The organism is Lysinibacillus contaminans, assembly GCF_001278945.1.
GTDB classification, from domain to species: Bacteria; Bacillota; Bacilli; order Bacillales_A; family Planococcaceae; genus Lysinibacillus; species Lysinibacillus contaminans.
The window spans coordinates 395,322-409,464 of sequence record NZ_LGRV01000007.1 but is presented as its reverse complement, the minus strand read 5'-3'; the positions used below and the strand labels follow the sequence as shown (position 1 = coordinate 409,464).

Annotated in this window: 9 protein-coding genes; 4 read left to right on the top strand and 5 right to left on the bottom strand. The window is 36.4% G+C overall.

Features of this window, described 5'->3' with window-relative positions; all coding sequences use genetic code 11:
- Positions 1–164: 164 nt before the first annotated feature.
- Together secA2 and AEA09_RS18075 are read left to right on the top strand one after the other, a co-directional pair.
- Positions 165–2,528 carry an accessory Sec system translocase SecA2 gene (gene secA2 / locus AEA09_RS18080; protein WP_053585347.1) on the top strand — a complete coding sequence of 788 codons (2,364 nt, stop codon included), beginning with the start codon at positions 165–167 and terminating at the stop codon, positions 2,526–2,528.
- A gap of 2 nt (positions 2,529–2,530) precedes the next feature.
- On the top strand, positions 2,531–3,433 hold the full coding sequence (locus tag AEA09_RS18075; RefSeq protein WP_053585346.1) for an accessory Sec system S-layer assembly protein: 903 nt from the start codon (positions 2,531–2,533) through the stop codon (positions 3,431–3,433).
- 134 nt (positions 3,434–3,567) lie between these two features.
- Here AEA09_RS18075 and AEA09_RS18070 read toward each other — a convergent pair whose 3' ends face one another.
- A complete protein-coding gene (locus AEA09_RS18070; RefSeq protein WP_053585345.1) occupies positions 3,568–4,443 on the bottom strand; it encodes a C40 family peptidase in 876 nt (291 codons plus the stop codon).
- Positions 4,444–4,693: 250 nt separating this feature from the next.
- Here AEA09_RS18070 and brnQ point away from each other — a divergent pair, with 250 nt between their 5' ends.
- Together brnQ and AEA09_RS18060 are read left to right on the top strand one after the other, a co-directional pair.
- Positions 4,694–6,010: a branched-chain amino acid transport system II carrier protein gene (brnQ, locus tag AEA09_RS18065; protein ID WP_053585344.1), complete on the top strand. Its 1,317-nt coding sequence runs from the start codon at positions 4,694–4,696 to the stop codon at positions 6,008–6,010.
- A 109-nt stretch (positions 6,011–6,119) separates the two neighbouring features.
- On the top strand, positions 6,120–7,505 hold the full coding sequence (locus AEA09_RS18060) for a S41 family peptidase (RefSeq protein WP_053585343.1): 1,386 nt from the start codon (positions 6,120–6,122) through the stop codon (positions 7,503–7,505).
- 185 nt (positions 7,506–7,690) lie between these two features.
- On the opposite strand, the gene murJ is transcribed toward AEA09_RS18060, so the two are convergent.
- The 4 genes from murJ to AEA09_RS18040 form a co-directional block, all read right to left on the bottom strand.
- The gene (gene murJ / locus AEA09_RS18055) at positions 7,691–9,229 is read right to left on the bottom strand and encodes a murein biosynthesis integral membrane protein MurJ (RefSeq protein WP_053585342.1); all 1,539 of its coding nucleotides are present in this window, start codon (positions 9,227–9,229) and stop codon (positions 7,691–7,693) included.
- The gene (locus tag AEA09_RS18050) at positions 9,226–10,326 is read right to left on the bottom strand and encodes a glycosyltransferase (protein ID WP_053585341.1); all 1,101 of its coding nucleotides are present in this window, start codon (positions 10,324–10,326) and stop codon (positions 9,226–9,228) included. The genes murJ and AEA09_RS18050 overlap by 4 nt, the downstream gene beginning before the upstream one ends.
- Entirely contained in the window at positions 10,323–11,468 is a 1,146-nt protein-coding gene (locus tag AEA09_RS18045) for a polysaccharide pyruvyl transferase family protein (protein ID WP_053585340.1), read from the bottom strand. Before AEA09_RS18045 ends, AEA09_RS18050 begins: the two co-directional genes overlap by 4 nt.
- 307 nt (positions 11,469–11,775) lie before the next feature.
- Positions 11,776–14,040, bottom strand: a complete 2,265-nt coding sequence (locus AEA09_RS18040; protein ID WP_053585339.1) for an S-layer homology domain-containing protein — start codon at positions 14,038–14,040, stop codon at positions 11,776–11,778.
- Between the last annotated feature and the right edge of the window lie 103 nt (positions 14,041–14,143).

Genomic DNA, 14,143 nt, shown 5'->3' with positions numbered 1-14,143 from the left:
TTACTGAAATATACTTTTTCCGTCCAATTCCAACATTTTTACTGGTGGAGTATTTACCTATATTATATATCCTTTATCTAGCAAGAAATGTAGTCATTATTCGTAAAATTTGATAGAATAATATAGTGTCTAACCACTAGACCACATTAAAGGAGCGTAAATTCATGTTCTCAATTTTTAAACGTAATAGTGAGCAAACAAGTGCTCGTCAATTAAAACGCTACTACAAAATAGTAGATCAAATTAACAATCTCGAAGAAAATTATGTAAATAAGTCAGATGCTGAATTAAAAGATATGACTTACGTTTTCAAGGATCGAATAGAACAAGGTGAATCAATCACTTCTATCATCCCAGACGCATTTGCTGTTGTACGTGAAGCTTCAAAACGTGTATTAGGTATGCGTCATTTTGATGTACAACTAATTGGTGGTCTTGTATTAACAGAAGGAAACATCGCTGAAATGCCTACAGGTGAAGGTAAAACGCTAGTTGCTTCACTGCCATCATATGTACGGGCACTTGAAGGTAAAGGTGTTCACGTTATTACAGTGAATGACTATCTTGCAAAACGTGACTTTGAGCTAGTCGGACAAATTCACCGTTTCCTTGGCTTATCAGTTGGTCTAAACATACCCATGATGGAACCAAATGCAAAAAAAGAAGCTTATAATGCAGATATTACATACGGTGTTGGTACTGAATTTGGTTTCGACTACTTACGTGACAATATGGCGCACAGCATGGGAGATAAAGTGCAACGTGCCTATCACTTCGCTATTATCGATGAAGTCGATAGCGTGTTAATCGATGAAGCGAAAACGCCACTTATCATCGCTGGTAAAATGGCTGCAAATGAAGAACTACATCGCATTGCAGCCATGTTAGCAAAACGGTTTAAAGAGGATGAAGATTATGATTTCGACGATGAGACTAAAGCCACTTCTCTAACTGATCAAGGTATTGAAAAAGTAGAAGCCGCTTTCAACGTTGAAAACTTATATGATCTTGAGCACCAAACGCTGTATCATTACGTCATCCAAGCTGTACGTGCGCATGTTATGTTCCAACGCGACGTGGATTACATCGTAAAAGAAGATAAAATAGAGCTTGTAGATATGTTCACAGGTCGTATTTTAGAAGGTCGTTCCCTTTCTGATGGTTTACACCAAGCAATTGAAGCAAAAGAAGGTGTAACGATTACCGAAGAAAACAAAGCACAAGCACAAATTACAATTCAGAACTACTTCCGTATGTATCCGAAGCTTTCTGGGATGACAGGTACTGCGAAAACACAAGAAAAAGAAATTCGAGAAGTATATGGTATGGATGTTATCCAAATACCGACGAATCGTCTACGCCAGCGTACAGATGAACCAGATTTAGTTTTCAAAACACAAGAAGCGAAATACAAACATGTTGCTGCTGAGGTAAAAAAACGTCATGAAAAAGGCCAACCTGTATTAGTGGGTACAACTTCAATCCTACAATCAGAAACGGTGGCTGACCATCTGAAAAAAGAAGGCCTGAAATTCCAATTATTAAATGCCAAAACAGTAGAACAAGAAGTAGAGCTTATTTCCCAAGCGGGTCAAAAAGGGCGTATAACAGTTGCGACAAATATGGCTGGACGTGGTACAGATATCGTTTTAGGCGATGACGTTCACGCGCTTGGTGGTCTTTACGTTATCGGAACAGAAAAACATGAAAGTCGTCGTGTTGATAATCAACTACGTGGTCGTTCTGGTCGTCAAGGAGATATTGGTGAAAGCCGTTTCATCTTGTCTATTGAAGATGATATGTTCCGTCGCTATGCAAAAGAAGACGTAGAAAAATTTACAACAAAAATGATTGTCGATGAAAATGACATTATTCAAAATAAAGAAGTACAAGAATTAATTGATCGTACACAACGTATTGTCGAAGGCTCACAATATGGCATGCGTGAATACAATTTAAAATTAGATGATGTCATCAATGATCAGCGTACTGTTATTTACGGTCTACGCGATAAAATTTTGTTAGGTGAAAATTTAATGGACCATTTGAAGCAAATGTTCTATGAAACAGTTGATTTTGCAGTTCGTGATGCAGCACCAGACGAATTACCTACCAACGAGTGGGATTATGATGGAATGGAGCAAACTTTAAATAGTCTCTTCCTATCTCCTGTAACTGTAGATAGAGAAGTTGGTAAAGTAACTGCCATATTAGACTCTCTACAAGATGCAGTCGATGATTTAACAACAAAAATGGAAAAATTCGCAGAGAACGATCGTGTCATGGCGATAATTCCCCAAGTAATGCTAAGCTACTTGGATAGTGGCTGGGTCAAGCACTTAGAGTCTATGGCTCATTTAAAAGAGGGTATCGGCTTACGTCATTACCAACAAGAAGATCCAATGCGTATTTACCAACGCGAAGGACTTGAGTTATTCGGAAAAAATTTCCAAGAATTGCGACGTGCAATTATTATCGAAATTACAGGCTTCATGAAAATAGTTGAAGCTGAACAGGAGGAACAATAATAATGGGTTTATTTTCATTTTTTAAAAAATCAGACAAAGTTGGACAAGAAAATACAATTGATTCTAAAGACTTGCTAGGCAACGTGACTTCAGATTCTAAAAATGATGACCGTGACGTTGTAACAAAACTTTCATTCCACCCTGAGTGGGATGTGCCTCAAGAGCAAAAATATATTTTTAACTTTCTTGCCAATGAGTTAGAGCCATTAAAACCAAATCAATTATCCCTTTCTTCTATTAGTATTGAAGAAGATGCACGTTTAGGTAAATGGTTAGTACGTGCTTTCTTCCGTTCTTCATTAGCTGAAGCGATTGAGCTAGGTGAAATTGAACTTTTCATCATGGATAAAAATGATGAGCTTGTCGCTTCGAAAAAATTCGACTTTAAAGCACTTGGCACAATTCCTGCTGAAAGTGCACGCCCTTGGGTATTTGAATTTGAAAAATCAACTTTAAAAACAGATGAAATTCCTGAAGACGGTTGGAAAATTGCTTTTAACCTCGTATCATTACGTGGTCACCAGTTAGAATTGGATGCTACATGGGAAGATCAATTACCAGCAGAGCAAAAAGAAGAACTTGCAAAGATCGTAAAAACTTTACCGGAATTAAGTGAAACAGAAGTAAACTTTACAGGTCTACAAGCTAAATTCGCGAATGATGGTAGTTTAAATGTTTCTATTTTCATTCGTAACGGTCATAACAAAGCAATTAATCTTGAACAATTACCTTTAGAAATTATTGATGCTACAGGAAAACAAATTGCGAAGGGCTCATTTAAAATGGAACCTATTTTAACCGTTCAGCCTAATTCTACTAAACCATGGACATTTATATTCCCTCCTCAATTAGTAAATCCAAAAGGTGCAGACCTTTCACGTTGGACAGCACGCGTTACACAATAATAATCTAAACAAAAACATCCCCTCTTTTTTAGTGGGGATGTTTTTGTTTAGATATTAAACTTTACGTCAATTTGCTAGATTCATTCAAGTTTCCCTTATAGAAAACTATAAACTAGATTTATCTTTTTATTATATTATTTATAGGAAGGAATTCCATCAAAACGTTTGTAAGCTACTAATCTCGATGACCAGTAAGAGGTTGTTACATCAGAAATCTCAACTCCAACAGTCCCTGCATGGATAAATTTATTGTTTCCTATATAAATACCCATATGTGAAATGCCGGCTTTATACGTATTCTCGAAGAAAACAAGGTCACCCGCCAAAGGCTCTTTCACCTTTGTTGTGTTGCCATAAAAATAGCCTTCACTACTATCTCGTCCAATTGTCAGACCACCTTGATTGAATGCATAGAAAATAAGTCCACTGCAATCTAAACCATCCGGTGTATTTCCTGCGTATAAATATGGTGTTCCGATTAAAGTATTAGCCACCTTAATCGTTTTGTTATATATTGCTTGTCCATCTACAGTAGGTGTTTTCGATATTACGTTCGACAGAGCATCCTCATAAGGTGGCTGATTTGTATGTATCTCGTCATCTTCAGTTTCAACAGCTACTGGAGTAACCTTTAACGCTTGTCCAATATAAATTGTATTTGATTCCAGTCCATTCCAGGCTTTAATCTCTTTTAACGTCACACTATATTGGCGCGCAACTTTTGTTAATGTATCACCCTTCACAACCGTATGTGTGATTACGATTGGCTTTGGTTCTTCAACAATAGCCTGATTAGCGACCTGTAACTTTTGGGCCACATAAATCGTATCTTTCGATAGATTATTCCACTTTTTTATGTCGTCAATCGTCACTTGATGAATATGGGCGATTTTGGATAAGGTATCACCTTTCTGCACTGTGTATGTTGCTGCATCTGCTGACTGGGTTGCGAAAAATGAAATTGCAATAGTACTCAAAGCGAAAATTCTCCATTTTTTTGACTTTTGCATATCCAATTGCCTCCGTTCATGTTAGAATAATTCCTTGTATGTCTATCATACTAAATTTTTATACAATGATATATCGGAAATACTGACTATTTTCTGAACAAATAGTAACTTATATAAAGTACTAAGTTTTTCTACTAGATTACCATAGTAATTTAATTGTATAATTAATAATAATATGATAGTTCACAGATTTGTTTTTACAATTTTTTGAAAGTTTAATTTTTTTAACTTAAAGGAGTTTCTATTTTTTATGAAAAACATCATGGGCTTCATCAAAGAGAATCTTGCGGTTGGCTTATTGCTATTTGCCTTGTTCCTTGGAGCAGGGAATATCATCTTCCCACCACTACTCGGCCAACAAGCTGGAGAGAATATGATCCCAGCAATGATTGGTTTCTTAATAACGGGTGTAGGTTTACCGCTACTTGCAATCGTCGCCGTTGCAAAAGCAGGAGGCGATTTACAACTTCTTGCAAATCGAGTTGGGCCTATTTTCGGTGTAGTTTTTACTTCAATTGTATATTTAGCTATTGGGCCATTTTTCGCAGTACCTCGTACAGGCTCTGTGTCCTATGAAATTGGCATTGCACCTTTCCTACCTGAAGCCGCAGCCAATCACTGGGCACCATTACTTATTACTTCTGTACTATTTTATATGTTAATACTCTACTTAGCTCTCAACCCTACAAAACTGGTCGATCGTGTTGGTAAAATTTTGACACCAATACTATTACTTGTGATTTTAGTATTAGCTATTAAGAGCTTCGTGACTCCTATGGGAAATCCTGGTGATGCGATTGGTAAGTATGTTGGATCACCACTATCAGAGGGCTTTATCCAAGGTTATTTAACAATGGATGTATTAGGGGCACTTGTTTTTGGGATTGTTATTTTACAAGCATTACGCGGCATGGGCATGCATGATCCTAAAAAACAAGTGAAAACAACCATTTTTGCAGGTTTTGTAGCAGCAATTGGATTGGCGTTTGTTTATATTTCTCTTGGGCAAATCGGTAATACTAGTATAAATGTTATTGGTGCTTCTGATAATGGTGGTATTATAATTGCTAAATCAGCAGATGTGCTATTTGGAAATATTGGTAGCATTATTTTATCAGTTACTATTTTACTCGCTTGTATTTCTACAGCAGTAGGACTATTAAGTGCCAATGCACAGTATTTTAACCGATTATTCCCTAAAGTTTCTTATAAAACATATATTATAATTTTCACTATTTTCAGTTTGATTATTACGAATTTTGGACTATCAACAATTATTAATACATCTCTTCCAATATTATTAATCATCTATCCACTTGCCATGGTATTAATGGTATTATCTCTAGCAGATAACTTATTTAAAGGTGGACGTATTGTCTATATTTTAGCGTTAATCCCTACATTCTTAGTTAGTCTCTATGATGGCTTAAAAGAATTGAATGTTAAAATTCCGTTTTATGAAGATTTATTGAATACATTACCATTTCATGATCAAAGTCTCGGATGGCTCATTCCAGCAATTGTGGGTGCAGCAATCGGCATTGTAATTCATAAATTGTCTAAATAAAGGTCATTATAAAAGACACGCATTCCTTCATTGGTAGCGTGTCTTTTTGTATTAGCTGTAATACGAAAATTCAGATATAATGAAGGTATTTAGAAAAGAGGTGCAGTCATTGAAAAAGGCATTAGGGTCTTTACTTTTTATCATTAGTTTATTTTTCTTACCATTAGATCAGTCCTCTGCTGCTACAAACGAGCAACTGGTACAAGAAATAAAAGAAATCATTACAGAAAATTATGTTGGTACAATTGACGGGAATTTAAATACAGCAAAGACAATACCTGAAATTATGGACATGCTAGACCCTTATTCAACGTACTTTACGAAAGATGAGTATTATGAATACACAAATAGCATAAACCTTTCTACAACTGGAATTGGCGTTGTTATTGAAGAACATGAAGACGGCATTCATATTTTACAAGTCATTGAGGGGAGTGGCTCATCTTCCGCTGGTGTTGTACCTGGCGATATTATTATCGCAGTAAATGGTCAATCGATTATTGGAAGCTCTGTACAAGAAGTCGCTACACTTCTAACGGGCAAAGAAGACACTCAAGTACAAGTTACACTTTTACACGAAGACGGCCTTACTTCGGTAAAGACAATTACCCGCAAACAATTTACATTACCAAATGTAGAATCTGAATTATTATTTGGGGATGTCGGTTATATTTCAATGTCTTCCTTTTCTCAGGATGGCGCAAAATTAGTAAAAAATTCACTTACTCAACTTAAACAGCGAGGAGCTTCTTCCTTTATTTTAGATTTACAAAATAACGGTGGAGGTTATGTGACTGCTGCCGAAGAATTATCCGGATTATTTCCGAAAGCAAAAATTGCATACTTACTTGAAGAAGCGCACGCTTCTTATGAAGTAAAAGCTGTACAGCAAAACATCAAGTTTCCTATTAATACTCGTGTACTTGTAAATCGCTATAGCGCTAGTGCCTCAGAGATGGTGGCTGCCTCGCTGAAAGATCAAAACGCAGCTATTTTATACGGTGAAACAACTTACGGAAAAGGCGCAATGCAAGGCTTTTATGAACTACAGGATGGTAGCTACTTAAAATTAACAGTTGGAAAATTCACAGGTCCTAAGGGCAAAACGATCCATGAAAAAGGTGTTACACCTGGTATTCAAACAACTTCGGCACCTATTTATAAGGCGCATTATGATGCTATAAAGGCACAATATACAAATTACCATGAACAAAAAAGCTTTAAAAATGTGTCACCCACTAAAACTTTTACAGTGAAATTTTCACAAAAGTTGGCTACGTCAATTCCAAAGGGAAGTGTCCAATTAGTATCTCTTGGTGGTGATGAAGTCGCATCAACTGCTAAAGTTGAAAAAGACAATTCATTAGTTATTACGCCAACCATACTGTTAGAAAAAGGACAAGAATATATGTTACTCGTACACCCTACACTTTTAACACCAACAGGCACAAAACTAAAACAAGGTATATACCTTCACATTGCTGTTGCAGATTAAATTATGAGGCTGTCCAATAAGTTCCTTAAAGCATAACATCATGCTTTCTATATCGTAAAAACCTACACTATTTTTACTTTTAGGACAGCCACAGTCCCCTTTCTATTTATAATTTCTAGCCATTTTAGAAAATAAAAAACAGCGGTTTCCTTCGATGAGGAATCGCTGTTTTTTACAATTTTTTGTTAATGTTTTAAAAACTTTCGTTTTAATTTATCCGTTAATTCTTTGACTTCTTTTACACCAAACAATAAATACGAACCGAATACTGCAGCACTAAAGATGACAAGACCTACAATAAAGGTCACCCATTTATAGTCAAACACTAAGTAATGACTTGAGAAATATACGACTATAAAAATGATAATCATTGGTGGAATTGCTCTAAAGAACTGTAACTCTTTACTGAAAACACCCATTTTTAGGTCATACTTGAAAATTGCGTACCCAACTAACATTACAAAGTTAACAATAGAACTAATTAGAGTACCCCATGCAATCGCCGCAGCACCTAAGGTATCAATATACATCATAATAACCACGATGTTCACGCCAAATACATTGAGTAAGCTAAAGATAACTGGTGCCATTGAGTCACCCTTCGCATAGTAAAAGCGTGTAATGTAGGTGTTCGCTGCAAGGAAATACATAGAAAGTACGAAAATTGCGAGCACTGGCCATGTCATTGCTGTTGATTGTGCATCAAAGTTGCGGTATTCGAAGATAACCTGCACAAGGTTTTTTGAATAAAAGTAAGAATAAATCGTTACCGGGACCAGCAACAAGAATAAATAATGTAGCCCTTTAGAATATAATTTTTTTATAGAAACATGGTCATGATCGGCTTCCTTTTGACTCAAAATCGGATAAATCACTGTCGTAACAGCCGTAATTAAAATCGCTTGTGGGAACTGCATTAACTTAGAAGCATAATTAACTGAAGCAACTGCCCCTTCTGATAACATTCCCGCAAATAAACGATGTAGTAATGCATACAGCTGAATTGTGGCACCACCAAGCATAAGTGGTAAGACCAAAATCCATAACTGTTTCGATGAGACATTATGCTTAAATGAAATGCCTACTGGAAACGAATCTAATTTACGGTAACCAATTATTAAGAAATACACCATTACTATCGCACTTAGTAATGCACTAATACCATATCCAATTGCTCCGAGAGAAGTTAATGACAAAGCTACGGCGATGACTAAGAAAATGGCGTTATATACTAATATTGCAAAACTAGACAAATGGAATTTTTGATTTACATTCAATAAACCACTATACCAAGAAGATAGTACAAGTAGAATAGACGACGGCATCATCCAGTAGTATAGATACTTCGTTAAATCTAAATCACTTTGGCTAATAAGACCCTGCTCTATTTTTTCTCTGTTAAAAACCTCTAAAATAGGATTTGCAAAGACCATCATTATAACTGTCATAAGTGTTACTGTCACCATAACTATTGTAAATGACTGTTTAACGAATAAAGCACGGTCTGTTGTTTCCCGATTATAAATAGAGATGACCGCAGTCGTAAATGCACCACCTACAACTAAATATAAAAAGTTTGGGATCGTATATGCTGTGAAAATACTGTCGGAAATATGGGTACTACCATATTGAAAACCAATGATTACCTCACGTAAAAAGCCAAATACACGTGCCACAATATTGATAATCGCTACAGCGCCAATGATTTTGAAAAAATTGTTCATAAGCCTTCCCCACCTTTGATGGCCGACTTATAAATTTCAATACATTGTGCAGTAATATTTTTTTCATCATGAATGGCTAATACTTTTTCAACCGCTTCATGATTCATATATTGATTTTTCGATGTGTTTACTGCAAGAAGCATTTCTTCAGATAAAGCTATGGCATTTACAGGTGCAACTAAATGCCCCGCTCCCTCGCCAAGAAGTGATACAAGTCCACCTACTTCTGAAGCAATGACAGGTGTATCCGTCGCTAATGCTTCTAAGGCAACAAGACCAAAGCCTTCTAAGTGGGATGGTAAGACAAAGACATCACTTGCCTGGAACCACTTCACTAGTTCTGCTTGCTTTAACGGATCTACAAAGTGCACCTCTTCACTGATGAACGGACGCAATGACTCCACAAAATTCCCATCTCTTCTAGAACCAATAATCACAAGCTCTACTGGGCGACTAACTTTTGTTTTCATCATTTGAAATGCTTGCAATAGTTCCTCTACCCCTTTTTGTTTAATCACATTACCGACAAAAAGGAAAATAAATGGGTCTGATGCTAATTGCAATTCCTTCCGTACAGCAGCTTGTTCACCCTTTTTAAATATTTCACGATTCACACCCATACTGACAATTGAAATTTTGTCTTTGGAAATATCGAAATCCTGTTCAATTTGCTGTGCTAATACGGGTCCAACTGCGATAATATGCTCACTTTCACGTAAGATACTCGCTGTCCAATTACGTATTCTTGGGCTCTTTTTGGCCATACGCTCAATATCTCCACCATGCGCTGTCACGATGAACGGAATACCAAATAGTTTCTTTAAAAGTAACGATAACATGCCAGATGGAAAGACATAATGTGCATGTGTTACATCAAAAGTTTTTCGACCTTTAAAGCCCTTCATCAATGTAGAAAAACCCCATTTTACATATTTCGTAATAGTATTTTTCTTGCCCGTCGCAGGATTTGTATTAACAGCTATTTCTACATCTAGTCCTGCTTTTTTTAATGCAGTCACTTGATTTTTTACAAAAATACCAAATGATAAATGATCGGATGTTGGATACATATTACTTATGACGAGAATTTTTTTCATAGACGTGTCACTGCCTTTTTCATTAATTCCTGGCCATGCATAGCCTCTTTATGAATCTGTGTAGCAATTTGCTTCGTCTCTGCAATTGATTGCTGCCAATTACTACTTAGTTTTCCAACTACATTTGATAAGGCTCCATCATCATCCTGTAAATCTTGCATTTGTAAGCAACGATTTGATGCCCCAACAAAGGACATAAAATCTTGCACTTTCGTATGGTATGACACAGCAACAATAGGTGTCTCTGAATTTGTTGCAAGTATTAAGGAATGTAATCTTGTCCCAATCACAATATCTACTTCGCCTGTTACTTCTAACAAACGTTCAGGTACAAGATTTTCATCAATAATTTTTGTTCTCTGACTATATTGCATTTTCTTTTGAATGTCTTTCGTAACGGTTACATCCTGCGGAAACTTCGTTGCAAAAAATGTAATATTTGAATTTTGATTGGCAATTACGTTATCAAGATTTTTTGCCATGCTTGTGATATAAGCATCATATTTCACTACATCACCTTCTGGCCAATAGTTTGCATTATAGTATGGAACTGCTGAAACACCAATATTCATCGGCTTTTCAGAATAGTTTTCTCGGTCCATTTTTAGCGTAAACGCTGGGTCACCGATAATTTCAATTGGCTTTTTCACGCCGATGCTCTGAAGTAGTTTCTTTGACTGTGGGTCACGGACAGAAATATTTGCTGCATAACGACACATTAAACGAATACTAATTTTCCCTGATATCGTATCAAGTGGTCCTGCACCACATCCATAAATAATATACGGAATATTACTTTGCTTTGCCATCATTGCATACGTTAAATAAAGATGGGCCTCACGTCTATAAAAATCCATTAAAATACCGCCACCACCAATAATAAGGAGGTCAAAATTCGATACATATTGCTTATTGTTTCTAAACGTATGGATAAACGTTTTATATAAATTACCCTTTTTATAATACAATGGATAGCTATGTACCCCGTAGCGTTCGGATGTTTGTTGTGTGTTATTACTAAAAACGGTAATATCCTCACTCGTTACCGAAAATGTTTGTTTTACTTGTTGGAGAATGCCGTATAATATGGATTCATCACCATTATTATCATTGCCGTAATTCCCCACAATACCTATTTTCATTCAACTACATCCTTTTACTTTTTAATACAGCGATTATACCACAAATGTGCATTCTCTTTCTTTATCAATTACTCATTTTCGTAACTGATAAAAATTTCTAACTGCATTTGTACAATTGTAATTTTTTAACATCTCCGGGAGTTTCAACATGATTTATTGGGCATATGAGTGCCCAATAAATCATGTTGAAACTAGTAAAAAAGCAATTTCACATATTATTTTATGTGAAATTGCCTTTTTTTATCGTTGCACATGCACCACTATTTTCGATTCGGCTAGCGTGCAGACGTGCATAAATATTCTATTCCTAGCGATGTATAGCTCTGTATAGGAACAGGCCAAAGTGTACACGACTTATCGACTCATTCGGTTTATACAAATTACCATTATAGCCTGTTGTAATATTATTAGCAGCTAACTGCTGAATATATGTGTACGCCCAATCATTCTTAGGAACGTCCTTGAACGTGATATTGCTTGTACCTTTTAAATCGTAAGCTATTGCCACAATTTTCGCCATCTGTGCTCGTGTTAACGTTGCATCTGGGTCGAATTTATTGTTTTCTCGTCCACTCATTATACCTGCCTCAGCGACTGCTGCAATTTGCTTATAGTAAATATGATTAGCTGGTATATCTTTAAAGCTTGGATTTTTCACATTTTCCGTATTTAATCCTAATGCACGACTAATAATAACTGCTGCATGTGCACGGGTAAGCTTGTTATTTGGTTTAAATGTACCATCAGAATACCCTGTAATAATATTATTCGACGTTAAATACTCAACTTCTTTAAAGTACGAATAGTTGTTTGGAATATCTTTGAACAATGCTGGTTTTGCCACAGTCACAGTTGCTTCTTGACTTTTTGTACCTAGTGTACCAACTATCTTTCCAGTAGCACCCGCATTTTGTGCCGTAAATTTACCACTACTTGTAATCGTACCAATGTCACCTTCAACTGACCACTTTACTTGAGAAGCATCGTAAACTATCGGCTTCCCACTATCATCCTTTGCATCTACTGTAAAGGCTATAGTTTCACCAGCACTTATTGTTTTCGAGCGCGGTGAAATCTCTAAAGTAGTAGGTGCGTCTACAACCTTAACAGGAAACGATTGAACAGCTGAGCCGTCATGCCCAATATAAATACGATCATCACCAGCTTGTGTTGCTGTGTAGCTTAGACCATTGATTGATAATGTTTCATTTTGTGAAGCTAATGATAAATGCCCATCTAATGGCAGTGCATTAAAGTTTTCATCTAATACATATTGAACAGCTACACTAGAAGAAGCACCTACTAAAAGCGTTGCATTGTTTGTACTGTTAGTGAACTTAATTTGCGTACCCTTACCAGTTGGTGCGTTACTAACAGCCTGTAGTGTCGCTGAAACAAGACGTTGCGTATTACCTGTATTCGAAGGTAGGTTTGCTAACACAACATTATTACTTCCGTGATTACGAATACCCATTGTTGTAGAACCGCCACCATCAAGGTTTATTGCTTTTTCGACACCTAGTGCTACTAAATAGTTTGCTAGCTGTACCATGTTCATTCCTTTACTATGACTTTGACGGCCATCTACCGTAATGAGATGCACAGTTTGTCCATTATTACTTGTTGCAACCACTGTACGTGGTGCTACTTCTTTCGCACGTGAACTAGTTGTACTCATCATAATATAAGGTTTATTATCTCTTACTAGATACGGCCCACTTGCTAATATAAATTGTGCATTTTGCCAAAGTTGATCGATTGAGAAGTTTACACTCATTTCATCACCAATCGCTACATGACTTAGCTTATTATGCCAATCTCCACCTTGTAATGATACGACAAAACCTGTAGATGGAATCGCTAATTTTTCTTTTGAACCGTACGCTTTAATTTGCGTAACTGTTCCTGTTAATGTTTGACCAAATGTATTTTCAGTAATCGGCGCCCCAGTATCTACGACAATTTCAAAGCCAAATTCATTTGTATCTGTTGTTTTACTATAAAACTGTGGTGTATAAACCACGGACTCATGAATATTTCGAGTACGATTTAAGCCGGACATATCATAATTCGACCCTTTATGTGAAAGTGTTACATCAAAATCAAAATAGTCAATCATTCCGCGACCATCTGCAGTCATCCCGAAAGCAGTAGGAACGTTCATATATTGGTCAGCACCGTCCGAGACAGCTCCACCATTTAAAATCACATTGTTTTTTGCAAGTAAAAACAATGGATAACCCTCTGACATATTGTAAAAGCTGGCATTAATCGCACCAACTACACGATTGCCCTCACGTGAATGACGGTTTGCATTAGCCACAGTAGATTCTTTCCCATTAATAGCTGCAGGCATCCCTAGCTGCACTTCTGTCGTTGGATCACCTACATTAATGGCCAAATGATTAATCGAATTTGTATAGGTATTGCTGTATGTATATTGCTTATACTGAACACCTTTTGAAAGTGGATAATCCTTTTTTACTGTTTGAAATGCATAGACACTTGATGGACTATAAACCATTGACACCATTACGACTAAAACTAGTAAAATTTTCGCTATTCTTTTCATTATTTTTGCGCTCCTCTAACTTCAATCAGCACGCTTCTAAACGCCGATTAAATGAAGTTAAAGCCTCTGATGAATTTAACAGATTTTGAATATTTGTTGTTAA